Annotated in this window: 24 protein-coding genes; 7 read left to right on the plus strand and 17 right to left on the minus strand. The window is 44.0% G+C overall.

Annotated features, from left to right (window positions below; translation table 11 throughout):
• The first annotated feature begins 56 nt into the window (after positions 1 to 56).
• Entirely contained in the window at positions 57 to 1,199 is a 1,143-nt protein-coding gene (locus R7P69_RS14025; protein WP_025768430.1) for a flavohemoglobin expression-modulating QEGLA motif protein, read from the plus strand.
• Positions 1,200 to 1,269: 70 nt separating this feature from the next.
• Here R7P69_RS14025 and R7P69_RS14030 read toward each other — a convergent pair whose 3' ends face one another.
• The 5 genes from R7P69_RS14030 to rppH form a co-directional block, all read right to left on the minus strand.
• Entirely contained in the window at positions 1,270 to 2,121 is an 852-nt protein-coding gene (locus R7P69_RS14030; protein ID WP_005381947.1) for a thymidylate synthase, read from the minus strand.
• A 9-nt stretch (positions 2,122 to 2,130) separates the two neighbouring features.
• Positions 2,131 to 2,952, minus strand: a complete 822-nt coding sequence (gene lgt, locus R7P69_RS14035; protein ID WP_005381948.1) for a prolipoprotein diacylglyceryl transferase — start codon at positions 2,950 to 2,952, stop codon at positions 2,131 to 2,133.
• 87 nt (positions 2,953 to 3,039) lie between these two features.
• Positions 3,040 to 3,831 (minus strand): sulfite exporter TauE/SafE family protein, encoded by a 792-nt coding sequence (locus R7P69_RS14040; RefSeq protein WP_005381949.1) that lies wholly within the window; start codon positions 3,829 to 3,831, stop codon positions 3,040 to 3,042.
• 6 nt (positions 3,832 to 3,837) lie between these two features.
• Positions 3,838 to 6,084: a phosphoenolpyruvate--protein phosphotransferase gene (ptsP, locus tag R7P69_RS14045; protein ID WP_104975865.1), complete on the minus strand. Its 2,247-nt coding sequence runs from the start codon at positions 6,082 to 6,084 to the stop codon at positions 3,838 to 3,840.
• Between the two features lie 2 nt (positions 6,085 to 6,086).
• Positions 6,087 to 6,608 (minus strand): RNA pyrophosphohydrolase, encoded by a 522-nt coding sequence (gene rppH / locus R7P69_RS14050; RefSeq protein WP_005381953.1) that lies wholly within the window; start codon positions 6,606 to 6,608, stop codon positions 6,087 to 6,089.
• A 619-nt stretch (positions 6,609 to 7,227) separates the two neighbouring features.
• On the opposite strand from rppH, the gene mutH reads away from it, so the two are divergent.
• Positions 7,228 to 7,908 carry a DNA mismatch repair endonuclease MutH gene (mutH, locus tag R7P69_RS14055; RefSeq protein ID WP_017821501.1) on the plus strand — a complete coding sequence of 227 codons (681 nt, stop codon included), beginning with the start codon at positions 7,228 to 7,230 and terminating at the stop codon, positions 7,906 to 7,908.
• A gap of 15 nt (positions 7,909 to 7,923) precedes the next feature.
• Here the strand turns inward: mutH and R7P69_RS14060 are convergent, their stop codons facing one another.
• Positions 7,924 to 8,235 carry a DUF6482 family protein gene (locus tag R7P69_RS14060; protein ID WP_005381772.1) on the minus strand — a complete coding sequence of 104 codons (312 nt, stop codon included), beginning with the start codon at positions 8,233 to 8,235 and terminating at the stop codon, positions 7,924 to 7,926.
• A gap of 154 nt (positions 8,236 to 8,389) precedes the next feature.
• On the opposite strand from R7P69_RS14060, the gene R7P69_RS14065 reads away from it, so the two are divergent.
• Complete coding sequence (locus R7P69_RS14065) at positions 8,390 to 9,424, plus strand: NADP(H)-dependent aldo-keto reductase (protein WP_213871852.1); 1,035 nt, start codon at positions 8,390 to 8,392, stop codon at positions 9,422 to 9,424.
• A gap of 131 nt (positions 9,425 to 9,555) precedes the next feature.
• Here R7P69_RS14065 and R7P69_RS14070 read toward each other — a convergent pair whose 3' ends face one another.
• The 7 genes from R7P69_RS14070 to xerD form a co-directional block, all read right to left on the minus strand.
• A complete protein-coding gene (locus R7P69_RS14070; protein WP_238952211.1) occupies positions 9,556 to 9,807 on the minus strand; it encodes a DUF1127 domain-containing protein in 252 nt (83 codons plus the stop codon).
• A gap of 528 nt (positions 9,808 to 10,335) precedes the next feature.
• The gene (vpsR, locus tag R7P69_RS14075; protein ID WP_017635067.1) at positions 10,336 to 11,670 is read right to left on the minus strand and encodes a cyclic-di-GMP-binding transcriptional regulator VpsR; all 1,335 of its coding nucleotides are present in this window, start codon (positions 11,668 to 11,670) and stop codon (positions 10,336 to 10,338) included.
• A gap of 242 nt (positions 11,671 to 11,912) precedes the next feature.
• Positions 11,913 to 13,430 carry a lysine--tRNA ligase gene (gene lysS / locus R7P69_RS14080; protein ID WP_005382861.1) on the minus strand — a complete coding sequence of 506 codons (1,518 nt, stop codon included), beginning with the start codon at positions 13,428 to 13,430 and terminating at the stop codon, positions 11,913 to 11,915.
• 34 nt (positions 13,431 to 13,464) lie between these two features.
• Positions 13,465 to 14,563, minus strand: a protein-coding gene (prfB, locus tag R7P69_RS14085; RefSeq protein WP_100068604.1) for a peptide chain release factor 2 whose coding sequence is annotated in 2 segments (ribosomal slippage) — positions 13,465 to 14,487 and positions 14,489 to 14,563 — 1,098 coding nt in all. Because the reading frame shifts where the segments join, the coding sequence is not laid out codon by codon here.
• A gap of 173 nt (positions 14,564 to 14,736) precedes the next feature.
• Positions 14,737 to 16,476: a single-stranded-DNA-specific exonuclease RecJ gene (recJ, locus tag R7P69_RS14090; RefSeq protein WP_017821504.1), complete on the minus strand. Its 1,740-nt coding sequence runs from the start codon at positions 16,474 to 16,476 to the stop codon at positions 14,737 to 14,739.
• Between the two features lie 43 nt (positions 16,477 to 16,519).
• On the minus strand, positions 16,520 to 17,308 hold the full coding sequence (gene dsbC, locus R7P69_RS14095) for a bifunctional protein-disulfide isomerase/oxidoreductase DsbC (RefSeq protein WP_005381786.1): 789 nt from the start codon (positions 17,306 to 17,308) through the stop codon (positions 16,520 to 16,522).
• Positions 17,309 to 17,367: 59 nt separating this feature from the next.
• Complete coding sequence (gene xerD, locus R7P69_RS14100) at positions 17,368 to 18,285, minus strand: site-specific tyrosine recombinase XerD (RefSeq protein ID WP_005381788.1); 918 nt, start codon at positions 18,283 to 18,285, stop codon at positions 17,368 to 17,370.
• A gap of 157 nt (positions 18,286 to 18,442) precedes the next feature.
• On the opposite strand from xerD, the gene fldB reads away from it, so the two are divergent.
• Positions 18,443 to 18,961, plus strand: coding sequence for a flavodoxin FldB (gene fldB, locus R7P69_RS14105; RefSeq protein WP_005381790.1), 519 nt, complete (start codon positions 18,443 to 18,445; stop codon positions 18,959 to 18,961).
• Between the two features lie 85 nt (positions 18,962 to 19,046).
• On the opposite strand, the gene brnQ is transcribed toward fldB, so the two are convergent.
• On the minus strand, positions 19,047 to 20,357 hold the full coding sequence (gene brnQ / locus R7P69_RS14110) for a branched-chain amino acid transport system II carrier protein (protein ID WP_005381792.1): 1,311 nt from the start codon (positions 20,355 to 20,357) through the stop codon (positions 19,047 to 19,049).
• A gap of 330 nt (positions 20,358 to 20,687) precedes the next feature.
• Here brnQ and R7P69_RS14115 point away from each other — a divergent pair, with 330 nt between their 5' ends.
• Both R7P69_RS14115 and srmB read left to right on the plus strand, forming a co-directional pair.
• Complete coding sequence (locus R7P69_RS14115; protein WP_086046534.1) at positions 20,688 to 21,407, plus strand: tRNA1(Val) (adenine(37)-N6)-methyltransferase; 720 nt, start codon at positions 20,688 to 20,690, stop codon at positions 21,405 to 21,407.
• 107 nt (positions 21,408 to 21,514) lie between these two features.
• Positions 21,515 to 22,738 (plus strand): ATP-dependent RNA helicase SrmB, encoded by a 1,224-nt coding sequence (gene srmB / locus R7P69_RS14120; protein ID WP_005381797.1) that lies wholly within the window; start codon positions 21,515 to 21,517, stop codon positions 22,736 to 22,738.
• A 109-nt stretch (positions 22,739 to 22,847) separates the two neighbouring features.
• Here the strand turns inward: srmB and yaaA are convergent, their stop codons facing one another.
• Both yaaA and R7P69_RS14130 read right to left on the minus strand, forming a co-directional pair.
• Entirely contained in the window at positions 22,848 to 23,624 is a 777-nt protein-coding gene (yaaA, locus tag R7P69_RS14125; protein WP_005382848.1) for a peroxide stress protein YaaA, read from the minus strand.
• A 110-nt stretch (positions 23,625 to 23,734) separates the two neighbouring features.
• Positions 23,735 to 25,168 (minus strand): alanine/glycine:cation symporter family protein, encoded by a 1,434-nt coding sequence (locus tag R7P69_RS14130; protein ID WP_005381800.1) that lies wholly within the window; start codon positions 25,166 to 25,168, stop codon positions 23,735 to 23,737.
• A gap of 722 nt (positions 25,169 to 25,890) precedes the next feature.
• On the opposite strand from R7P69_RS14130, the gene R7P69_RS14135 reads away from it, so the two are divergent.
• On the plus strand, positions 25,891 to 26,076 hold the full coding sequence (locus R7P69_RS14135; protein ID WP_005381805.1) for a DUF3545 family protein: 186 nt from the start codon (positions 25,891 to 25,893) through the stop codon (positions 26,074 to 26,076).
• Positions 26,077 to 26,312: 236 nt separating this feature from the next.
• Here R7P69_RS14135 and R7P69_RS14140 read toward each other — a convergent pair whose 3' ends face one another.
• Complete coding sequence (locus tag R7P69_RS14140; protein WP_005381807.1) at positions 26,313 to 26,864, minus strand: hemerythrin domain-containing protein; 552 nt, start codon at positions 26,862 to 26,864, stop codon at positions 26,313 to 26,315.
• Positions 26,865 to 26,892 lie beyond the last annotated feature (28 nt).

Below are 26,892 nucleotides of genomic sequence, written 5' to 3' on the forward strand. Positions count from 1 at the left end.
TAATTTGAGCCACATCAGCATGCTTATGCTGAGCTATCTCATTTGGAGTCGACAACATGACGCAGCTTAATGACGCTATTTCTGATCAGCTACTCGCAATAGACGAAAACCTAACCCAACTGGTTGCTGATATTGATATCCTCAGTAGCGTGAATCCTCTTAATTATGCTCAAGAAAGAGAACGTTTCATTAAAAACAAATATTCTCAAGAGCCTAATTTTCAATATTCAATTACTAACGTAGATACCCACAGCGCAAAGCGACGTCTATATGAGCTACCTCTAGAAAACATTCAAGACACCCAACTGCAGAGGCTGTACGCGGATGTAATTCAGTCTTATGCAGATAAACTGGATCAAGTGAATACCATAGGTACGCAAGAGTTTCTTTATAACTCCTTACGCTATTATGGGGAACCGAGCGCCAAAGATATTGCCAACGCCCATTTCATATTGCACCTTCCTACAGAAGAAGAAAAAGAACCTCAGCACGATAGCCGTGCAATAGCACGTTTCATGCAAAATTTTGCTCAACGCAATGGGTATGAATGTGAAATACAGGTGTTGGACGGGATGTTAGCAAACGCACTAGTTTCAGGATCTAGAGTCAAAATTAACCACGCGGCGTACATCACCACTGATGAGCTGGAGGCTCTTGCACATCATGAAATGGGAGTACATCTCCTAACTACGCTTAACGGTCGTCAACAACCGCTAAAAGTCCTGAGCTTAGGTTGTCCTGCCAATACCAACACTCAAGAAGGGCTGGCTATATTATGTGAGTATCTGTCAGGACATTTCAGTATCAAGCGCCTAAGAACCTTAGCCTTACGAGTTCTGGCAGTAGAGTCGATGATCAAGGATCGCGATTTCCGCCATACGTTCATGCTATTAAAAGAACAGTATAAAGCTTCTGATCTTCAAGCATTTACAACGACTGCCCGAGTCTATCGAGGTGGAGGTTTAACGAAGGATTACTTGTATCTTAGAGGATTCCGAGAGGTGCTCAATGCCTATGATAGATTGGGCGATGACTTTTCACTATTGTTGTGCGGGAAAACAGAGCTGAAGTACTTTGAGCTTATCCGTTCATTAGTGAGTAAAGAAATATTCACTCAACCTAAGTTTATTAGCCCGGCACTGTCCACACCGATGCAGACCAACCCAATTCACCGTTATATTGTCAGTGCACTAAAATAATACCTTCTAAGTACAAAAAAGAAAAAAGCTCCATTCGGAGCTTTTTCTATATCTTGAAGAACGATACTCGTTACACTGAGAATGGGTAACGAATAGGATCGTGATGCTCGTACCCTTCAACCCAAAAGTCATCCAGTGTGACCCAAGTTTCCAAATCTTCTAGAGATTTAATCTCTGGGTTGATATGGAACGTCGGCGCTTTTAATGGCTCACGCTTCAACTGAACATCGCGCATCAGTTCAAGCTGGTCTTCATAAATGTGAGCATTCACAATCTTATGAAATGCCTGACCAGGTTTCTTGCCCGTAATTTGCGCCATAATCGCCAAGAATACGTAAACTTGAACCATATTGAAGTTTAAGCCAAGCGGTACATCACACGAACGCTGAGTACTATTCAGGTAAAGCGTATCATCCAGCAATGAAAAATGGTGACTGTACATACAAGGACGCAAGCACCCCATGTGGAACTCACCCGGGTTGTAGAAGTTCAAGATTTCACCGCGATCATCAACACCACGCGTTAAGTCATCCACTATCTTACGTAGTTGGTCAACATGACCACCATCAGGTTTCGCCCAGGCGCGCCCTTGAACCCCATAGACACGGCCCATGTCGTCTTCGCCTTTACGGTATGGGTTATTCAACCAGGCATCATTTAGGTTGGCATTGGCATCCCAGGTTTTCGTGCCCAGCTTACGAAAATCTTCCGCATTATCGTAACCACGAATGTACCCTAGTAGCTCTGCAACGGCTGCTTTCCAAAAACTTTTACGTGTGGTGACCAACGGAAATTGATTGTTCGCAACATCGTAGGTTAAATCCGCGTTGATTACGGTCAGGCAGCGCTTGCCTGTACGCTCATTTTCAACCCAAACACCTTGGTCAACGATGCGTTGACACAAATCTAAATACTGTTTCACACCAATACCTTACTTCGTCTTTTGTGGTAACTCGTCTTTGTAATGACCACGTTTGTATGCCCAAACCATCATGAGGACACCGATAACCACCATTGGCAGGGATAAAATCTGTCCCATGGAAATAAAGCCACCGAATAAACCCAAATGAGCGTCTGGTTCGCGCACGTACTCAACTAAGAAGCGGAATGTACCATATCCAGCTAAAAATAGCCCTGAAACAGAACCTAGAGGACGAGGTTTCTTGATGAACCAATTCAAGATGAAGAAAAGTACGATACCTTCAAGCGCCATTTCATAAAGCTGCGATGGATGACGTGGCAGTGGACCGCCATTTGGGAAAACGATCGCCCAAGGCACATCCGTTACTCGGCCCCACAACTCGCTGTTCATGAAGTTACCTAAACGTCCCATACCCAAACCAAATGGCACAAGCGGCGCGATAAAGTCAGCAACACCGAAGAAAGTTCGCCCGTTTTTGTGTGCATACCAGAACATCGCAGTAATCACACCCAGTAAGCCGCCGTGGAAAGACATACCACCGGTCCACACTTTAAATAGATACAAAGGGTCAGCCAGGAAGAGCTCAAAATTGTAGAAAAGCACGTAGCCTACACGGCCACCAATCACCACGCCAAGGAAGCCTGCGAACAACAAATCAGAAACCTGCTCTCGTGTCCAACCACTTCCAGGCTTATCTGCACGTCGGTTCGCTAACCATAGAGCAAACATAAAGCCCACAAGGTACATCAAACCGTACCAACGAACCGAAACAGGACCAATAGAGATTAAAACCGGATCAATATTGGGAAATTCAATATATCCCTGAGACATAAATCATTCTCTTCTTATCACAACAAAATAAATATACCCAAGTAACCTCTAGATGCTTGGTTCAGCGAGAATGACTTGGGTACAAACTTAGAGCAGCATGGTCGCTGCAACAAACATTAAGAACACCGCGAATATCTTTTTTAATACCGCAGTTGGAAGGCTAGTTGCGAGCTTCGCACCCACTTTTGTTGTGAGCATCGAGGCCATAGCAATCGCTAATAAAGCGGGAAGATAAACATAGCCAATACTGTATGAAGGTAAGCCTTCCACTTTATAGCCATGTAAGATGAAGCCGATCATACCAGAAATAGCAATCACGCAACCACAAACGGAGGATGAGCCCACCGCTTTACGCATCTCTATCCCATGTTTATTTAAAAATGGTACCGACAGTGAGCCACCACCAATACCAGCAAGGCTTGATACGACACCAATTCCCGTGCCGTAAACTACAGTCACAGGGCTGCTCGGCATAGGTTTACTGCTCGTAACTTTAATGGAACGAAACATTTGTACTGACAGGCAAAGAACAATGACACCAAACACTTTCGGCAAATAGTGTGTAGGGATCCACTCAGCAATATTGGCACCAACAAAGCCACCAATGACCACACCAGGCATCAACCATTTTACGACAAACATATCGACATTGCCGAGCTTAAGGTGATTCATCGCCGATGAGCCAGACGTGACAATAATACTCGCTAACGAAGTGGCTAAGGCCATGTGCATACTCATTTCTGGAGAGATCCCAGCAAGAGGAAGCAAATACAACAAGGCAGGAACAACAATCAAACCACCACCGATACCGAGTAACCCCGCCATCACACCCACAAAAGCGCCTAGCGCCAACAATAACAAAAATAAAGAGACGGTCACGATTTCCTACTTTTTACCTGCACGGATAAAGCCCGCAAAGCCCTGTTGAATGAAGAAGTCATGCATCATTTGATGAATGTCCTCCCCATAGGACTTTGTCATTGCTTGCTCCGCTAATTTTTCTAATTCTTCTTGTTGACTATGACGAATCAAATATTTCACCTTAGCCACGTTGGAGGTGTTCATACTCAAACTGGTATACCCTAACCCAAGTAAGAGAAGAGCGCCAAATGGATCACCCGCTAGCTCACCACAAATACACACGGGCACCTGATATTTATCACACACCTCATGGATTTGCTTAAGCGCTAACAGTACCGCAGGATGCATAGATTCATAGACATCCGCTACGCGCGAATTGTTCCTATCTACCGCTAATAAATACTGAGTTAAATCGTTTGTCCCGACAGAAACAAAATCAACACGGTGAGCAATCGTTGGCAACAGATACACCATCGATGGTACTTCAATCATGACCCCAATTTGTGGGAATTGAATTCTATCATCAAGCAAAACGGCTTCGCTGTGAGCTTGATTAATCAAGCTAATGGCATCGTCTAGCTCTTTTACCCCTGACACCATTGGCAATAAGATACTTAAGTTTCCGCTTTCTGCACTCGCTCTTAACATTGCACGCAGCTGGATCAAGAAAATGTCTGGATGATCCAATGTAAAACGAATGCCACGCCAGCCTAGAAACGGATTATCTTCTTCGATGGGCAAATACGGCAAAGGTTTGTCACCACCAATATCCAAAGTACGCATCACTACTCGTTGATTCGGATAGCTGTTAAGTATTGCTTGGTATTGATGATACTGCTCATCTTCCGAAGGAAAGTGATGCTGAAGTAAAAATGCAATCTCAGTTCGGTACAACCCAACACCATCAACACCTGTGTTGATGGCAATATTACTGTCTGCACTGAGTCCCGCATTCAGCATAATTTCGATATGGTGATTATCTTGCGTAACCGCAGGGAGTGCGAGGTCCTTGTTTACCATGGCAAACAATTCAGACTCTTCGCTTACTAAGCTGCGATACTCTCGCAACAACTGGCGGTTTGGCTCTAAGAAGATCTCACCCGTATAGCCGTCGACTATCCCGAGTTTGCCATTCACCACATCCGGATTAATGTTGGCGCCCATGACTGCAGGGACCCCAAGAGCTCGAGATAAAATGGCAGCGTGAGAGTTTGCGCCTCCCTCTAATGATACGACGGCTAACAAGAACTCTTTAGGTACAGAAGCGAGCAAGGTGGCAGTGAGTTCATTCGCCACCAAAATAATGGGACGATCAATTGCAGAATTTTCTTGCTCGCTGTTGTGCAGAAAATAGAGCAGCCTTTGCCCTAACTCTCGGATATCTTGCGCTCTTTCACGCATGTATACATCCGACATTCTGGCAAATCGATTCGAGTATGACTCTACAACTTGGCGTAACGCCCAGTCTGCCCTGTCTCCTTTTTCAATCTGCTTCTTCAAATCACCGCGAAGCATCGGATCATTCAGTAAGTGAGTAAACAGATCGAAGATCGCCAGAGCATCTTTGTTGATTTCACTGTCCAGTTTTTTCCGCATACGGCGAAAGTCATTTAACGCTCGCTCTATGGCCACCAGTAGTGTCTCGTGCTCGCGTTCCTTATCTAACGTGGACGAAGGGAAAATATCCGATAAACTCGGCTGGGTATTGTCGAACCAAAACTCTCCAATCGCGACACCAGTAGACGCAGGCAAACCTTTTAATACCGTGGGTTTAGATGCTAACTGCCAATGCCCAAGATTCTGCGCATGTGCAATGAGCACCGCTAACTGAGCGGATAAAGTAACAAGAAACGATTCTTCCATTTCACTAAACAAGCGCGGCGTTTTTTGTTGGATCACCAACACACCTAAAACTTGTTTACGATGAATGATTGGAGTAGCTAAAAAAGAGTGGTAAATCTGTTCGCCGAGTTGAGGAAAGAATTTGAACTCGGGGTGTTTTGAGGCTTCGGCAAGGTTAAGGGGTTCAGCGCTTCGTTTTACCAACCCAACCAAGCCTTCATTGAAGTTGATATGAATACTATCACCTTCAAAAATAAGGCCTTGAGTTGCCATTAACTCAAGGCGCTGCATTTCTTCATTAGCAAGATAGATAGTACAGCACTCAGTACTAAGGGCAGCACAAGTCTCTTTCACCAATATATCGAGTGCCAGATGCACATCATCGACCCTGGAGACTTTCTCAACTATTTCCCTTAGCTGACTGAGCATGATTATCCTCTACGTTGCTTTTTTCTTTTCCCTTTCGCTTTTCTCTCTCGAAAAGGCATGGCTAAGGATGCAAATTCTTTCATCGCTCGTCGATAAACATCTCGCTTGAAAGAAACAACTTGCCTAACTGGATACCAGTAACTTACCCAGCGCCAACCATCAAATTCAGGGGATTTTCCGCGTTGCATATTAATGCGAGACTCATCGCATTCTAATCTCAGCAGAAACCATTTCTGTTTTTGGCCGATACAAACAGGCTTGGAGTCCCAACGCACCAATCGCTTTGGTAGCTTATATCTTAACCAATGACGACTTGTTGCAATGATCTTAACGTCTTTTTTCGTTAAACCGACTTCTTCGTATAACTCCCTGAACATGGCTTGTTCAGGGGTTTCACCTTCGTCAATCCCACCTTGTGGAAATTGCCATGAGTGTTGCCCGTATCGTTTAGCCCAGAAGACCTGACCATGGTTATTACATATCACAATACCAACATTAAGTCGGTAACCATCGCCATCTATCACTGGCTAACCTCTATGAATAAATTTTTTATTACCGTGATTTTTCCACATATCCCCATTACTAGCAAACTTACTGATGTGATATGAGCAAGATTTATTACCTTTTCAGCATTTTTGGATATCTTTTAATCAAACCATACCTTATCAACACAAGAGTGAGACATTGCCCACATTTATTCACCTTTTCTGTGAATAACTTTGTGAAGAATTCAATTCAAATGAGTAATTCAGTTCAATCCCATCAAATGAAAAACAAATGAATAAACAAAAAAACAAACATAACATATTGATAAAAAAGTATTTATTTTTAAAAATAACGATAGTTCGATCTTCAATTTCTTGATGATCTTTTCACCAAACTCAGATCGGTCAAAGATCCACCAACAGGCTATTTATCCACACTTACCTGCTATTCGTTTAGATGATTACAACAAAATCAACCCCAAAAATGCATTTTAACCCCTGTTTATTCATACAGACCTCGTCAGGATCTTATCAATACCTCCTCCACCTGTGGATAAGTTATGAATTGATCGTTCTTACACCGCCTCGGTGAAATCTTAAACAGTAGATTTGGTCGGAGTTTGATAAACTATATTTTTTGTAATACCACCTTGTAACTATGAAACCAGAACCACAAACAGAAGCAGAGCTATTGGAACGAGCGCATGATATGGCAGGACTCAGTTTTGCTGAGTTGGCCGCCGAGGCGAATATGATTGTTCCTGAAAACTTAAAACGTGATAAAGGTTGGGTGGGTCAATTACTCGAATGGCACTTGGGCGCTCCAGCTGGCAGTAAACCTCAACAAGATTTCGCAAAACTAGGGATCGAGTTGAAAAGTATTCCGATCAGTTACTCTGGCAAACCTTTAGAAACAACCTTTGTTTCTGTGGCCCCCCTCACTGGTGTTCATGGTCTTACATGGGAAACAAGTCATGTTCGAAACAAGCTATCTCGTGTGCTTTGGGTACCCGTAGAAGGAGAACGAGAAATCCCACTCGCTGAAAGACGTGTGGGCAGTCCACTCATTTGGTCACCAGATGAAGAAGAAGAACGGATTTTGCGAAATGACTGGGAAGAGTTAATGGAGATGATCGTCTTGGGAAGATTTGATCAAATTTCCGCCAGACACGGAGAAGCGCTGCATCTTCGCCCTAAAGCCGCAAATGCAAAAGCGCTCACCGAAGCATATAACTCAAATGGTAAGCCGATGAAAACTCTGCCCCGAGGCTTTTACCTTAGAACACAGTTTACTGAACAGATCTTACTCAAGCACTACATTAACACTCAACCAGAATAAAACTATATCAGCTATTTAGTGCGTCACGAGCGATAACTCAATATCGCAGTATGAGGCTGCCTCTTCAGTGCCACATTCGTCATACGCATTGCGCAGCCTTAAATACGCTTTATCGACCCCTAGCCTCAATAGTTCTTCTTTTACTAAGTCTAGAGAGCCAAAATGTATCGGGTCTTCACCGTCTTTAATCGGCTCAAGTTGATGCTTGTACTCCACAGCTAAAAGATAGTCAGAGACATCAGAACACCCAATCACAAATACTTTGGGAGTTTTATAAGTATCTTTATGTGGACCATGTAGCCACATGTCCAATTGATGCTTCTGCATAACATACCTCCTTCACACGATCATTTAAGTGTAGTTAGGCTAACTGTAGCTTTCGAGTTTGCTCTTCCTTTATACGTAAATCATTTGCGATTGCGGCTACAAATCCCCTATATTGGAGTCACTTATTTAGTCGGTAACTCTTCAAGGACGTGATATGCAATACACAAAACTACCGCACTCATCACTTGAGCTCAGTAAAATCTGCCTCGGCACTATGACGTTTGGCGAGCAAAACACAGAAAAGGACGCCTTTGAACAGCTCGACTTTGCCCTCGATCATGGTGTGAACTTCATCGATACCGCAGAGATGTACCCTGTACCGCCAAACTCGGAAACACAAGGGCTCACCGAGCAATACATCGGTAATTGGTTGGCAAAAAGCGGCAAAAGAGAAAAAGTAGTACTGGCAACAAAAGTGGCAGGCCCTCGCAATGTTCCTCACATTAGAGACAACATGAGCCTTAATCGTCGCCACATCCATACAGCAATTGATGACAGCCTTAATCGTCTACAAACCGATTATGTCGATTTGTACCAACTACATTGGCCGCAGCGTCAAACCAACTGCTTTGGTCAACTCAACTACCCATACCCTGACAAACAAGAAGAAGTCACGTTAATTGAAACGTTGGAAGCGCTTACTGAATTAGTGAATGCAGGTAAAGTGCGCTATATCGGCGTATCCAACGAGACGCCGTGGGGGGTGATGTCGCTACTGCGTTTGGCAGAAAAACACGATTTGCCAAGAATTGTCTCCATTCAAAACCCATATAACTTATTGAACCGCAGCTTCGAAGTTGGCTTGTCTGAAATCAGCCATTACGAAGGCGTTCAGTTACTTGCCTACTCTCCTTTGGCATTTGGCTGCCTGAGTGGTAAATACCTAAACGGGGCAAAACCTGAAGGCGCTCGATGCACTAAGTGGGAGCGTTTTGCGCGCTACTTCACTCCACAAGGTGTTAAAGCGACCGAAGCTTACGTCAATTTAGCTCAAGAGCATGGTCTAAACCCTGCACAAATGGCGCTCGCGTTTGTCAATCAGCGTCCATTTGTTGCTTCTAACATTATAGGAGCAACAAACCTAGACCAATTAAAAGCCAATATCGACAGTATTGATTTGCAACTTAGCGACGAACTACTTACTGAAATTCAAGCAATAGGTACAACTTACTCGAATCCTTGCCCTTAACAGTACCACCTTCAAACGAAAACAGCTGATCTTCAAGATCAGCTGTTTATCCAATGAAGTCATACTTCATATAAAAAGTTAAGCGTGTTGAATGACTCGTTAGCAACTCAGTCAGCCCAACACGCTAACGATTACGTCATTATTCGCGACGTTAAGACTCGACGAAGGTGACGAACTCGACGTTCAACTTTTACTGCATCCGGAACATTGGTACGTGTAGAACGCCCATCGCGATCTAAACCAATATCTCTCAATAGATGAACATTCGTCCATGGAATATCATGAGCAGTTCGGCGTATGGTGCGCTGCCATTGCTTTTCTTCGCGTTTAAGGTCTGCTTTCAATAGCAAAGTGGCCAATTGTAGGTAAATAGAGTGACGCATAATATTTTCTCCGATTATCGATGTATTCGACTGGGAAAAATAGTGCGTAAAATGAACAGAAATATTCTGTTGATACTAAGCCGCTACTTTTCCGCAGCCTAGTAATAAATATGATAGGTTACGGATTAATTTTTATCTTGTGAGCCAGTGGTATTGGTATCATCCGATTTAAGGGTTATCGGAGCGATAGGCATACGATCAGCGCAAGCAGTGGTGTTAACAACGTAATGTTTCATCTTGCGCCTCCTAGCTAAAAATTAATCCGTTTATGAAAGGTATAACTCATTGAGTTACGGTTAAATTGTAAGCTTTGATGGATATATATCAAACATTTTTTGCCTTTTTGATTAAAAACAAATCAATACACCGCAATTTAGTTTCATATACTTTTACGTATAACATATTCACCTGAGGAATATATAAATTTGCGGATTTTATAAATCAAACCAAACAAAAATAAAAAGAGCGGCTCTGTGGCCACTCTCTTTTATTGTATTTATTCGCCTATTTAACACAGGGAAAGGCCAACTACATGGCTTGTTCGGAAATCAAGTTATGTTTATTAAGTAGTCGATACATGGTTGCACGCGAAACTCCGAGCTCTTTCGCCGCATTTGAAACTTGACCAGAATGAGATTCCAAAACAACCAGCAACGCATCACGTTCACTCTTCTCTCGGATTGATTTCAAGCTGCGCTTTGAGTCATTACGTTGAGGTAAATCTAAGTGATGCTCTTCAATCATTACGCTGTCGGACATTAATACCGCTCGCTTCACTTGGTTCATCAGCTCACGCACATTTCCAGGCCAGAAATAACGTGTCAGTGCCTTGAATGCATCCTCAGAAAAGCTTTTTGCTTGCGAGTTGTACTCTTTTGAGAACTCTTGTAAGTAGAAACGAGCCAGCAATGCGATGTCACTCGCACGTTCTTTCAAGCTAGGGACATTGATGCGCAAAACGTTGATGTAATGGTAAAGCTCTTCATTGAAGTCACCGTCAATCAAAGCTTTTTCAACATCTGACGAGTTAGCAGCAAGAATACGCACGTTAACCGCTTTTACGCCATCTTTGGTATCAATGGTGCCTTCTTGCAAGAATCTCAGCAGATTCATTTGCTGCTCTTTTGAAATGGTAAGAATGTCGTTAAACAACACGGTGCCGCCATCTGCTTGTTCAAGCAGGCATGCTTCCATATCTTCATCGGCGTTAATACCAAATACTTCAGCTTGGAAACGTTGTTCATTGAGTGCGCGACAGTTAATTGCCATAAACGGTTTATGAGAGCGTGAAGAGACTTTATGGATGGCCCTAGCAACCGCCTCTTTACCAGTCCCACTTTCCCCAGAAATCAGAATACTGACGTCCGTTGGACCAATGCGCTTCACTTGATCGCGTAAACGTTTCATCGGGATAGATTCACCGATCAAACCCATATCTAAACTGCTACCAAAACTAGGCCAAACTTTTTTCTCCAACTTAAGCATGCCAAGCTGGTGACCTATTGTGCTTAATAACTGTGCATCTGGGATCGGCGCTGTGAAAAAATCGATACAAAAGTTAACAATGAACTGGCATATGGTGTCAGTGCCAAGCTGAGATTCACGAATAAACGCTAACCAACGTACGTGTTTGTGAGAGCTGACTAAGTTCGCCAAACCATTCAAGCTGAACTCGTCATGGCTGAGATCAACAATACCGATACATGGACCAATATCTTCTAACAGCGTATTAGCTTTGCGTAAGTCACCTACTTGGTGACACTTCCAGCCCACTTGCTCCAGTACCGATAACCAAGGCTCATAAGTACCGCCAACTACCACAAGCGATCCCGGGATGGAATCCATCTTAAACTGCCCAGCCATTCTCTAACCCTTTTTCATTGTTAATAGAAATTTTGTGCCACAAACTTATCTTTGCGAGCGGGTAACATTATCGAGACTCCGCCCCCTCACGTCTGTCTCAGTATTAAGACTATGCAATAGATTGAGATTTGGCGAATGTTTATTTGCATATCCCATTAAAAAGCAAATGCAACAACTTGAATTAACTTAACTAAAAGGCAAAAAAAACCACCCGAAGGTGGTTTTTTACTCATCCTATCGAATTACGCTTGCGGGCGCATTGCAGGGAATAGGATCACGTCACGGATAGTGTGCGTGTTAGTCAGTAGCATAACCAAACGGTCGATACCGATACCTTGGCCTGCTGTTGGCGGTAGGCCGTGCTCTAGAGCAGTGATGTAGTCTGCATCGTAGAACATTGCTTCGTCGTCACCAGACTCTTTCGCTTCAACCTGTGCTTTAAAGCGTGCATCTTGGTCTTCAGCATCGTTAAGCTCTGAGAAACCGTTCGCTACTTCACGGCCACCGATAAAGAACTCAAAGCGGTCTGTAAAGAACGGGTTATCGTCGCTACGACGAGCTAGTGGAGAAATATCTGCTGGGTAACCAGTGATGAACGTAGGCTGCATTAGCTTAGGTTCTGCTGTTTCACCAAAGATCTCTTCAAGAAGCTGACCACATGTCCAGAAAGGTTCTACTTCAACGTGAACAGATTTCGCGATAGAAACCATTAGATCACGGTTTTGTAGGTCTTCTTCTGTTAGCGCTTGGATTTGCGCGTGGTCTGGGTTGTAGTGCTTGATTGCTTCGAACATGCTCATACGAGTGTAAGTACCACCAAACTCAACCGTTTCATCACCGTAAGGCATTGACGTTGAACCTAGAACTTCTTGCGCCACTGAGCTTAGTAGTTCTTCAGTTAGGTCCATCAGATCTTTGTAGTCTGCGTACGCCATGTAGAATTCCATCATTGTGAATTCTGGGTTGTGGCGTGGAGAAAGGCCTTCGTTACGGAAGTTACGGTTGATTTCGAATACGCGATCAAAACCACCAACAACTAGACGCTTCAGGTATAGCTCTGGCGCGATACGTAGGTACATTGGCATGTCTAGTGCGTTGTGGTGCGTGATAAATGGACGCGCACTCGCACCGCCAGGGATAACGTGCATCATTGGCGTTTCAACTTCCATGAACTGCTTAGAGATCATGAAGTTGCGGATTGCAGACATTACTTTAGAACGTACTACAAACGCTTGACGAGAGTCTTCGTTAACGATCAGGTCAACGTAACGTTGGCGATAACGCATCTCTTGGTCAGTTAGACCGTGGAACTTCTCTGGAAGTGGACGTAGTGCTTTGGTTAGCAACTCGTACTCTTCCATGTTCACGTATAGGTCACCTTTACCAGACTTATGAAGTGCACCTTTAACACCGATGATGTCACCGATATCTAGACCTTGGTATTTTTCTTTAAGTACTTTTTGAACCGCTTTGTCAGCATAAGCTTGGATACGGCCAGAAGTTTCTTGAATTACCAAGAATGGACCACGTTTAGCCATGATACGGCCTGCGATTGCTACTACGTGGTTAAGCTCTTCTAGCTCTTCCTTCGTCTTTTCACCGAACTCTTTCTGAAGGTCGCCCGCTAGTGCGTCACGACGGAAGTCGTTTGGATGGCCGTTCGCTTTGCAGCTCTTTCGGATTGCATCCAGTTTAGCGCGGCGTTCAGCAATCAGCTTATTTTCTTCTAGTACAGTTTCGTTTTGAACAGCATCAGTCATTTTCGATGTATCCTGTTTTTGTCGGTGAAAAGCTTTATAGACCTGATTTCAGGCTAGCTTCAATAAATTTGTCCAGATCGCCATCAAGAACCGCTTGAGTATTACGGTTTTCAATGCCCGTACGGAGGTCCTTAATACGTGAGTCATCCAATACGTAAGAACGGATCTGGCTACCCCAGCCAATGTCAGACTTAGCGTCTTCATTAGCTTGTTTTTCCGCATTTTGCTTTTGCAATTCAAGCTCAAATAGCTTCGCTCGAAGCTGTTTCATTGCCTGATCTTTGTTCTTATGTTGAGAACGGTCATTCTGACACTGAACCACTGTGTTCGTAGGTACGTGCGTAATACGTACCGCAGATTCTGTGGTGTTTACGTGCTGACCACCTGCGCCTGACGCACGGTAAACGTCAATGCGTAGGTCGGAAGGATTAATGTCGATGTCGATGTTTTCATCAATCTCTGGATAGATGAACGCAGAAGCAAATGACGTATGGCGACGACCGCCTGAATCGAACGGAGATTTACGAACAAGACGATGAACGCCCGTTTCAGTGCGTAACCAACCGTACGCATACTCACCAGAGATGCGAACTGTTGCCGACTTAAGACCCGCGACTTCACCTTCAGAGACTTCAATCACTTCAGCTTTGAAGCCCTTCGCTTCTGCCCAACGTAGGTACATACGCAGCAGCATGTTAGTCCAGTCTTGTGCTTCTGTACCACCAGAGCCAGCTTGCAAATCGATGTAACAATCAGAGCTATCGTGGTCGCCAGAGAACATACGACGGAATTCAAGCTTTTCTAGCTTCTCTTCCAACTCAGCAAGTTCTGGTTCAATTTCGTCAAATGTTTCTTGATCTTCTTCTTCTACAGCCAGCTCAAGAAGACCTTCTACATCTTCCACACCTTGCTCTAGTTGATCAATGGTTTCAACAACCGCTTCTAGTGATGCACGCTCTTTACCCAGTGCTTGCGCACGCTCAGGTTCGTTCCATACATCTGGTTGTTCAAGTTCTGCGTTGACTTCTTCTAGACGCTCTTTCTTCGCGTCATAGTCAAAGATACCCCCTCAGGACATTTGTGCGCTGAGACACGTCCTGCAGACGGTTTTTAATTGGATTGATTTCAAACATGTTTACTCAACATTTTAGAATAGAATTTAACCGAGAAATTCTACTGAAAAATGTGACCGAGATACAGGAAAATTTCGGATGAGAAATCAGATTGCGGTGAGAGAGAGCACGGTCATAAAATTTTACGCCCACTTAGGGGCAACCGTACTCTATAAGAAAGGTTAATCTAGGTATTACTTAGCTTCGATATGGTCGATCATCAATTGCAATGATTGATTACCACGAAATTCATTCACATCCAGCTTATACGCGAGACGTACTGTTTTAACCGATGCATCTGGCCATCGGCGTAGATCAACATTGAATGCAATGCCGTCGATCATCACATTGGTAGGGTGACCTTTATAAAGCGGCTCTAACATCAATTTAAGATGCTTCTCACCCACCAGCTTTTGATGCAGTACTTTAAACTCACCATCAAAGATTGGTTCAGGGAAGGCTTGTCCAAAAGGGCCACCCGATCGCAGCTGTTCAGCAACATGCATAGAGAACTCTTCCGGCTTAAGTTCACCATCTGACATGATCACGCCTTTTAGCGCCGCTTCATCGAGTTCCTTTTTTACCACTTCATCAAACAAACGACTGAAACGCTCAAAATCCTGCTCTTTAATCGTTAAGCCTGCTGCCATGGCGTGTCCACCAAACTTGATGATCAAACCCGGGTTTTGTGTGTCGATGAAATCCAACGCATCGCGCATGTGTAGCCCCGGAATAGAACGACACGAGCCTTTAATCGTCCCTTCTCCGCCATCAGCAAATGCAATGACTGGACGGTGAAACTTCTCTTTAATGCGCGAAGCCAAAATACCAATCACACCTTGGTGCCAATCACGCTGGAATAAGGCTAAGCCATAAGGAAGCTCATTGCCTTCACCAAACTGAAGGCGCTCACAGAAAGCCATCGCTTCTTGCTTCATGCCTTCTTCAATCTCTTTACGAGTTTGGTTCAAGCCATCCAATTCACTTGCCATGCGACGAGCAGCGTGGATGTTGTTACACATCAATAGTTCAACACCGAAAGACATGTCATCAAGACGACCTGCAGCGTTAATACGTGGACCTAAAGCAAAGCCAAAGTCAGACGCAACTAAACGACGCGCATCGCGCTTCGCGACCTCAATTAATGCTTGGATGCCGGGACGCGCTTTGCCAGCACGAATACGTTGCAAGCCTTGGTGTACAAGAATGCGGTTGTTTTCATCCAATGGAACGACGTCGGCGACGGTACCCAGTGCAACAAGGTCAATCAGTTCCATCAATTTGGGCTCTTGCATCCCCTGTTCTGCAAACCAATTGTGTTTTCGCATATGAACGCATAGTGCCATCATGAGATAAAACGCGACCCCTACACCCGCAAGCGCTTTAGATGGAAAGCTACAGCTCTCAAGGTTTGGGTTCACCATTGCATCCACATCAGGCAACACTTGTCCTGGCAAGTGGTGATCGGTAACAAGCACAGTAATGCCATTTTCTTTTGCGTAACGCACGCCTTCGATTGATGAGACGCCGTTATCCACCGTCATGATCATCTCAGCGCCAAGCTCTAAGGCTTGGTCAACGACTTCTGGGCTTAACCCATAACCGTCTTCAAAACGATTTGGCACTAGGTAATCCACATTGTGACTACCAAGCATACGTAGCGCGAGCACTGATAATGCTGAGCTTGTCGCGCCATCAGCGTCAAAATCACCGACAACGATGATGCGTTTTTGTTCTTTTATCGCCTGAAACAAAAGATCGACAGCTTGCTCAATCCCCCCGAGTTTTTGATATGAATGCAACCCACGGGCCGACGTTTCTAATTGTGAAAGATCCGTTATCCCACGGTTGATGTAGATACGTTTAAGAATCGGAGGAATGGAATCAGGAAGAAGGGAAAGATCAGGTTCAGGACGTCGTTGAATTTCTATCATGCTTAAAAGAGCCGACAACTTTGCCGGCTCTGCTCCTAATGGATTATAGTTGCTTTAAACGTTTCAATAGCTCTGCAGGTGGTAGGTAGCCACCAACCATTTCGCCATTCGGTAAGAAGATTGCTGGCGTACCAGAAATACCCAATTGGCGACCTAGATTGTAATGCGCCTGGATGGTTTCTTTACACTGTTTCAAGTCTTTCGCAGGGTTATCAAATGTACGATTCACTTTCGCGTTGTGCATTGCCGACGCCGGATCTTCAGCACACCAAATCGTTGCCATTTGCTCCGCTACAGGGCCAGTTGCACCTTGGCGAGGGTAAGCCATGTAACGCACTGTAATACCTAGATCATTATAGCCTTGCATTTGGCTATGCAGACGCACACAGTAACCACAGGTGATATCGGTGAATACGGTCACAACGTACTTTTCATCGTCGGCTTTGTATTCGATCATGCTATCGGAGAACTGCGCAATTTTCTCGGCGTTAAGCGGCGCTTGACGCTCTGCTATGACATCTTTGTAACTGCCATCATCATTAATGGCATAAAGCGTACCGGCGATAAAATGGCTACCATCATTTGAAGCAAACAGGATCCCGCCATTGGTTTGAATTTCCAATAAGCCAGCGACGTCTGATGGTTGAATATCAACGATAGATAAACCAAGCTTTGAGAACTTAGTTTTTAATGCTGCTTCATCAAAGCCGCTTTGTGCAGCTGGCGCCACTTGTTGCGCAGGAGTCTCCGTTTGAGCCTGACTTTCTTCTGCACCACAAGCGGTAACAAAAAATGGTAAAGTCAGCAGAGTTAGTCGGCGTAATACGCTCATGAAATTCACCTTAATGTAAAATCGTTTTTCCAAGAAGACATGGATGAATCTAACCATTGTTATGCTCTTGGGTGGTGTTGACTGTGGATCTGCTTCAATCGTTCAGTCGCCACGTGAGTATAAATTTGCGTGGTCGATAAGTCACTATGTCCTAAAAGCATCTGTACGACCCTGAGATCTGCGCCATAGTTCAATAAATGCGTGGCAAAGGCATGACGCAGTACGTGCGGCGACAGCTGATCCGTGTCAATCCCTGCTATCAAAGCATAGTACTTAATACGGTGCCAAAACGTCTGACGAGTCATTTGTCTTGCGCGTTTACTAGGAAAAACAATATCAGATGATGTATCACCAAGTAACGCAGGGCGCCCTTGTTGAATGAACGTCTCGATCCAATCGACCGCGTTTTCCCCCATAGGAACCAGGCGTTCTTTACCACCTTTACCAGTCACGCGCACCACCCCTTGGCGCAAGCTAACATTTTCCATGGTCAAACTGACGAGCTCTGTCACACGCAACCCTGTCGCGTAGAGTAGCTCTAGCATCGCTTTATCGCGCAATTCTATAGGGTCATTCGGGTCTGGCGCTTCGAGCAACGCGTCCACTTGCTCTTCACTAATATCTTTGGGTAAACGTTGTGGCAGTTTAGGGCTAACCAAGAGCGCACTCGGGTCATCAGCACGCACCTTCTCACGATGCAGGTATTGAAATAAACGACGAATAGCCGACAACATACGCGCACGGGACGTCTGTTTGTAATCTAAGTCTACAAGGTGGCTTTGATATTCTTGCAAGCCAGACAAACTGATAAAATCAAGACGGTATCGATGTTTTTCCATCCACACGAGCAGCTTCATTAAATCGTTTCGGTAGGAAGCCAACGTGTTCTCTGATAGACCACGCTCCATCCACATCGCATCTAAGAATTGCTCAACAAGCGAAAAATCTTGTTGATTGACAGGCTGTTGTGCCGTCATGAATGCTTCCTTATCTGTTTATATTTACAGTATTTAGATTAAAGCACCTGCCAATCCAATACCATAAAAAATCATCCCACATAGGATATTCGCTGCAATCTTCCTCAATTTATGGTTAGAATCTTCCACAACAGCAACACAAATAACGACGAATATAATGAAAATCGGACTCTTTTACGGCTCAACGACCTGCTACACAGAAATGGCAGCAGAGAAAATTCGTACCCTTATTGGTGAAGACCTTGTCGACATTCACAATGTGAAAGAGACACCGTTATCACTAATGGCGGACTACGACTTATTACTCCTTGGCATCTCAACTTGGGATTTTGGTGAAATTCAAGAAGATTGGAACGCGATTTGGCAAGACATCGCGACCACACCACTGAAAGGCAAAGTTGTAGCGCTGTTTGGTCTGGGTGACCAAGAAGGTTACGGAGAGTGGTATTTAGATGCGATGGGCTTACTTCACGATGAATTACAAGCCACAGGCGCAACCTTTATCGGTTACTGGCCAAATGAAGGCTACGAATTTGAAGCATCGAAAGCACTGATCGAAGATGGCAGCAAGTTTGTTGGACTTGCGTTAGATGAAGACTCACAGTACGAACTGAGTGATGAACGCATCGAAAAATGGTGTGAACAAGTTCTTGTGGAATTCCACGACACGCTTTAATAGCGCAAACACGTCATCATTAAAAAGTAAAAAGCCCGATGAAGTAATTCATCGGGCTTTTTATTATCTTGATAACGCGAAGTGATTACGCGGTTTCTTGTGCTAGTTCTGGGCGAGGTTTCGCGATGAAGAACATGCACACGATAGCCGCAAATGTTGGAAGCACCCAACCCATGCCGACTTCGAATAGTGGCAACATGTTAAACGCAGAAACATCAATACCCGATACTTTTGCCGCATCAACCAACGCAAACAACAGAGATACAAGCAGTACCGCGCGGTAAGCAAAACGTGGATTTGGCAGTTTGCTGCGCACAAATGTTAGTGCAACCAACGCAATCGCCACAGGGTACAGCGCAAACAATACTGGCACTGACAGAGAAATCAGCTGTGCAAGACCAACGTTTGCAACCAATGCACAAACAGAACCATTAATCAGTACCCATTGCTTGTATGACAGTGGTGTTTTCGAGCTGAAGAAATCTGAACACGCAGAAATCAAGCCAATCGCGGTTGTCAGACACGCTAGCAATACGATGACAGACAGAACGATTTGACCGTATGGACCAAACAACGCTTGAACGTATTGGCTAAGCACTAGGCCACCATTATCAGCACCAGCAGCAACCGTTGCACTCGTCGCACCTAAGTAAAATAGTGAGATGTAAACAAACGCAAGACCAGCAGCAGCAATACAACCTGCATAGATCAGATATTTAGTAGTTGCAGAGCGCTCAGTAATGCCTTTACCGCGCAGTGCATCAACCATCAGCATACCAAACATCAATGACGCGAACGTATCCATTGTGTTGTAGCCTTCTAAGAAGCCTTTGGTCAGAGGCTGCGTTAGGTATTCACCGTGCGCGCCAATCATATCGCCCTGAGGATCAAGGAAGACAGCGACAGCAAGAATGATCAAACCAACGAACAATGCTGGTGTCAGTACTTTACCGATAAGATCGATCAAACGGCCTTGGAACCATGAGAACATCATCGCTGCGATAAAGAAGATCACTGAGAACGCTGTCAGATGCGTTTGTGATGCCTCAAGGAAGAAAGGTTTCACCGCCATCTCGTAAGCCACTAGGCCAGTACGAGGCGCAGCAAACGCAGGACCAATGATGATGAAAATCAGTGCAGCCATAAGAACTGCCGCTTTTTTCGGAAGATCTTGCGTCAAGTGATCCCAAGAACCACCAGCAACAGCAATAGCAACGATAGTAATAAGAGGTAGACCTACCGCTGTTAGCAAGAAACCAAACATAGCTGGCATTAAGTTTTCACCCGCTAGCTGACCCGCTAGAGGAGGAAAGATAATATTGCCCGCACCTAAAAAGAACGCAAATAGCATAAAGCCTACTGCGATAATATCTGTTAGTTTTAACGTCTGCTTCACAGATAACCCTTGTCTTTTAATTAATGAATGTTGTGTATGCGTAGACCACTTTTTGTATACCTAAAGTCAATAAGTACACGTGGTTCAATCTATAAAATTTTCGCCGCATAATGACGAAAGACTCATCATTTGGCAACCTTTAAGAAAAAAACACCATATTAATTTAGTTTTCAAACTTAAAAGCAGTGGATATAACCAGATCCAAATAACAGACCAGTTCTTTATCTCGATCAATTAACAATACAATTTAATAACCAACAAAACAACAATCTATACAATTAATAAACAATAGAGCAATCCACTTAATTATTGAGCAAATATAAAACAATCATGAAGAACAAAAAACTGAAAACTAAAGGCTTCAATTTTAAGCAATTTTGTATTGAGGGCGGCGAGAGTGGTATGCCAGTCAGCACAGATGGGGTAATGCTTGGTGCTTGGATTCAAAGCCCTAACGACGCTAAAATTCTCGATATTGGCACTGGCACTGGCCTGCTTGCCCTGATGTGTGCTCAACGCTTTACAGAAGCTCAAATAACCGCGGTCGATATCGAATTAACAGCCGTTGCTGCCGCGCAAAAAAATATGGCCCAGTCTCCTTGGTCAGATCGTGTAAGTGTGCATCACACCGACATACTGCACTTTACGCCGACACATCCATTCCAACGCATCATTTGTAACCCGCCCTACTTCAACAGCGGCGAGCAATCGAAACACAGTCAACGTGCAACCGCGAGGCACACTGATACGCTAGGCCATAACGCATTGCTACAGCGTTGCTATCATTTGCTTGATGACGAAGGGAGAGCTAGTTTTGTGTTGCCAATCACCGAAGGCGAGCAGTTCATTGAGCTAGCATTAAACCAAGGTTGGTATCTATCGAGGATCTGTCGTGTGCAACCATCAGAAAAGAAACCAGTACACCGATTGTTATTTGAACTGTCAAAACGACCTTGCGATTCGCAAACGTCACATTTAATTATCCGTTCAAATGACCGCTATAGTGATGATTTCATCCAGTTAACTCGCGAGTTTTATCTTAAGATGTGAAATAACATGTGATCCTTATCACCAATCACTTTATAATGTGCGACCTTTTTGTATTCTATGCTGTTGTGGCGAACCATTAACCAAGCTTTGCTTGTGGAGAACTCATTGTGATCAGAACCTTTGCTGAACTTGATCTAGACCAAAACCTACTTGAAGCCATTGAAGAGATGGGTTACGAACGCCCAACAAAAATTCAGGCAGAAGCGATTCCACAAGCGTTGGACGGTCGTGACATTCTAGCGTCAGCGCCAACAGGAACTGGTAAAACGGCCGCCTTCGTCCTGCCAGCATTGCAATACTTGCAAGACTTCCCTCGTCGTAAGCCTGGGCCTGCGCGTATTTTGATCCTAACGCCTACTCGCGAACTGGCGATGCAAATTGCCGATCAAGCACGTGCTTTGGCAAAAAATACCAAACTCAACATTTTCACCATCACTGGTGGTGTTCAGTACCAAGAGCACGCCGACATCCTTGCAACAACACAAGACATTGTGGTTGCGACACCTGGCCGTTTAAAAGAATACATTGATGCAGAACGTTTTGATTGTCGTGCAATCGAATGGTTAATCCTTGATGAAGCAGACCGTATGCTAGATATGGGTTTTGCTCCTACTGTCGATCGCCTATCTAACGAATGTCGCTGGCGTAAGCAAACCCTTCTGTTCTCAGCAACGTTAGAAGGGAAAGGCGTAGAAGGCTTTACCGCTGATCTGTTGAATGATCCAGCAGAGATCGATGCAAAATCACCTTTGCGTGAGCGTAAGAAAATTGCTCAGTGGTATCACCGAGCTGATGATGCTGAACACAAACTAGAATTACTAAAACACATTATTACTCAGCAAGCTGAGCGCACTATCGTCTTTTTAAAGACTCGTGAGCGTTTGGCTGAGCTACGAGCGCAGCTTGAAAGTGCACAGATTCCATGTTCTTGGATTCAAGGTGAAATGCCGCAAGATCGTCGTAACAATGCAATTTCTCGCTTCCGCGATGGAACTGTGAACGTGCTGCTCGCGACGGACGTTGCTGCGCGTGGTATCGATCTTCCGGATGTATCACACGTTATCAACTACGACATGCCGCGCACGGCTGATGTTTACCTTCACCGTATCGGCCGTACGGCTCGCGCGGGTAAAAAAGGTAACGCTATCTCAATCGTAGAAGCACACGACCAACCAATGATGGATCGCGTTGCGCGCTACGTGAAGGAAGACATCAAAGAGCGTTTCGTGAAAGAGATGCGTCCTAAACACAAAAAGCCTGTGTTTAAGAAGAAAAAGAAAAAAGACGACAAGAAAAAAGTAGCGAAAAAGAAAACCGCTAAGAAGAAGTAACCTTGTTGGGGCGAAGTAGCTCAAGCTAAAAAATAACAAAGGGTTGGCAATGCCAACCCTTTTTCGTTTGTGCTGATAGAGATTAACGTAGACTACGTCTCAATCAGCTTTATTTTTGCTCTTCGCGTTTAAATACTAACTCTGTTGGCGTCGATTCATCTTCCACAAAGTAGTAACCCGCCGTATCAAACTTAGTCAGGTCTGCCACGCTCTCAACACGGTTTTCAATGATGTAACGCGCCATCATACCGCGCGCTTTCTTCGCGTAAAAACTGATGACCTTGTATTGACCATTCTTACAATCTTTGAAAACTGGCGTGATCACTTGCGCATCTAAATTCTTTGGCTTAACCGCTTTAAAGTATTCATTTGATGCAAGGTTGATAAGGACATTATCACCTTGAGCAGAAATCGCTTCGTTAAGCTTGTCCGTAATAACATTGCCCCAAAACTGGTACAAGTTCGTACCTTTGTCGTTTGCAAGCTTGGTACCCATTTCAAGACGGTATGGCTGCATCAAATCAAGTGGTTTTAGTAAACCATAAAGACCCGATAGCATACGCAGATGATCTTGAGCATATTCGAAGTCCGCTTCAGATAAACTTTCGGCGTCTAGCCCTGTGTAAACGTCACCTTTAAATGCAAGAATGGCTTGTCGTGAGTTTTCAGTGGTAAACGTTTCACTCCACTCTTGGAATCGACCCACATTTAAATCGGCAATCTTGTCGCTCACTTTCATTAAAGAGGCAACATCAGCAGGAGTCAGTTTGCGGCAAACATCGATAAGCTCTTTTGAGTATTCGACCAACTCAGGTTGAGTAAATTTTTCTGTCGCTAACGGAGACTCGTAATCAAGAGTCTTCGCTGGAGAAACTACGATAAGCATGACTTTCCCTTCTCTAATTTTGTTTTTAATAGGGTACAAAAAAAGCCATGCATTGTCTGCATGGCTTTTTACATCGTACTAATAGCTTTCAACTATGAGTGATAGCTCACTTAGTCTTTTTTATCGTTGTACCAAATGCCTTCTTCAAGCTGAGATTTCAGCTCTGGGAAATCATTCGCATCAAATGTTGGCACTTTGCCTTCACCAAGCTGGCGGTTGTAATCTTTGGCCAGTTTAATCACGATGCCAGATAGCAAGATGATCGCCACCAAGTTGACTATCGCCATCAGACCCATAGAGACATCAGCAAGCGACCATACGACTGGTAACGAAGCTAGTGCACCAAACATCACCATACCAAGAACAATAACGCGGAAAATGCTTAAGCCCGCTTTATGATTGTGCTCTAGGAAGATTAAGTTCGTTTCAGCATACGAGTAGTTTGCAATGATTGAAGTAAACGCAAAGAAGAAGATTGCCACAGCAACAAAGATGCCGCCCCAATCGCCAACTTGTGAGCTCAATGCACGCTGAGTTAGCTCGATACCCGTCACTTCTGTTGCTTGACCGACATACTCACCAGACATCAGGATGATAGCCACTGTTGCAGAACAGATAACGATCGTATCCATGAACACGCCTAGCATCTGTACGTAACCTTGAGACGCTGGGTGTGGTGGGTAAGGTGTTGCTGAAGCTGCCGCGTTAGGTGCAGAACCCATACCTGCTTCATTCGAGAATAGACCGCGCTTGATACCGTTAATCATTGCCTGTGCAATTGCGTAGCCAAGACCACCTGCTGCTGCTTCTTGCAGACCAAATGCACTCTTAAAGATAAGCATCAATACATCAGGTAATTTCTCTAGGTTAGAGAACATGATGAACAGCGCTAGGGCTAGATAAAGTAGTGCCATGATCGGAACGATCATCTCAGCAACTCTTGCGATACGCTTGATGCCACCGAAAATAACAATTGCAGACAGTAAAACAACGGCAATACCGACATACAGGTTATTCCAACCAAATGCGTTGCTCATTGCATTGGCAATTGAGTTAGCTTGTACGGCGTTGAATACCAAACCAAAAGCGATGATTAGGAAAACTGAGAACAACACGCCCATCCAACGCATGCCCAGGCCTTTTTCCATGTAGTAGGCAGGGCCACCACGGTAGTTGCCATCATCATCTTTGGTTTTGTATAACTGCGCCAGTGTGCTCTCAGCAAACGATGTTGCCATACCAAGCATTGCAATCAGCCACATCCAGAAGATCGCACCAGGACCACCCGCAGTCAATGCAACTGCAACGCCCGCCATGTTACCTGTACCAACACGTGCAGCAAGACTAGTACAAAGCGCTTGGAAAGAGGAAATACCAGCTTTGTCTGCTTTACGGCTGTTCTTAAGAACAGAGAACATGTGGCCGAAATGGCGGAACTGAATGAACCCTAATCGAACGGTGAAGTAAATACCAACACCAACAAGAAGATAAACCAGAATCGAGCCCCAGAGGAGATCGTTCATCAAATTGATTAAGTCTGTCATGTGTACCTCAAAGTGAGTTGCGCCAGTCTATGCGTCCTAGCCATCCACCAAATTGCCTGCTAAGTGTCAAAGTGTGCTTAGCTTTTTAAGTAATGTTTATGGGCAATCTAGAATCGTAAACGTCGCTTCATGCATCCATTTTACGTACCAGCGTATTTTTTGACGGGCGGATAATGCAACCTAGGAGCGCAAAAATCAATATGCAACAACAAGAATAACATTGTTATTTTTCACTATAAAGTCACCAAAAAATAACATAAATAGAAGACTTAACACTCAAACTGCGCAACATTTCAATTACCAAACACCAACATAAATAATTATTCTTCATTAAATGGAATGGTAAACCGTATAAACAAGAACAAGCTAGTATTCACAAGGTGTTACATAAATTTACGCTAGTGACTTACCATCTAATTGAACACTATTTCATCAAACTGATTTTATGCAACTTTAACCTTTGCGCAGTGCACCCATTCATCAAATCGAATTAACATAGAAAATCTCTCTATTTAAACGTTTTTTTGAGATCGTTTGTGCATTTTTTATCCACATCGTTGCAATAAAAAGTGTGATTTTGAGAATATTTTTGCACGAAAATGTCATGCTACCGACACAAATGCGAAATATATCATGGTTATTCTCACGGCTATTGTGGTACTAAAAAAAACTCCACAAGGACTGGTTACAACAGTTTAGCTTAAGAAAGGTAAAGGTGGCTTATGGAAGGCTTTCAACTAGATGACATTTTTAATCTGGATACTACCTCAACAACCAAATCTCGTGCCAAACCAGTAAAGCGAAAGTGGCGTGAAATAGAAGAGATGAACGACAGACGCAATTTGCTTAAAGAGCTGCGCGAACTTGATGTTTGTACCGATTATAACTTGGAAGACATTAAACTCTAATTCAAACAAAAGGCACCTTACAGGTGCCTTTTGTTTTTTGTTTACAGTGACCGTAAACACCGTGAGTTTATGTACCAAGGTTTAAGTATGAATACCATTATTACTCAATGAGAATCTTCCGTACTTTTTGCCGAGAAATATGCACACTAAATTTTCGGTTGATTCCCAATAAATAAGAAATGTATCTCACAAACCCGAGAGACGGCTTTCGCTCGCTCAGGTTTCATCACTCAGGCTTAAACATACTCAGTATCACTTTGACGAACACGTTCGGCCAACTGCTTATAACGATCAGCAATCGTGTCACCAAACACAGGATCATCCTCACTGACGCTCCATAAGCTCTCGACATGCTGCCAATCTTCTGTGGTAAATAACTCTTCAATGAGAGGCAAAATTTTTCGCTCTTCTAGCTCCAAGTGGTGCCTTTGCGATTCTATGAAATCTTCTAGGTGAGCGACAAACATGTCTTGTGGCACAACAGCATCCTGAAGGATCATCTCTATCACGGATGAAAACTCTCTGGTTTTACTCGCTAACTCTAGATGTTCTTTCTCTAAATTTTCCATGGTTTGTTGCTTACCATAGTGTTCAAGAAAGTGGTGATAGAGGATATCTTCTTTCGGGTGGTGTACTTTCTCCGAATGATTAGAGAGGTAATCAACAATCTCGCTTACTAACGCATAGTTGATTACACGTTCTTTTTTTATCTCATTAAGCTTATGGCGCAGTATCGCCAACAGACGAACCATATAACCATGTTCGCGTCGAATTCTTTCGATCATCATAGCGTCTCTCCTTAACACCTACTTTTAG

It is taken from the genome of Vibrio sp. 661 (genome assembly GCF_033339315.1).
In the GTDB taxonomy this organism is placed as follows: Bacteria; Pseudomonadota; Gammaproteobacteria; order Enterobacterales; family Vibrionaceae; genus Vibrio; species Vibrio alginolyticus.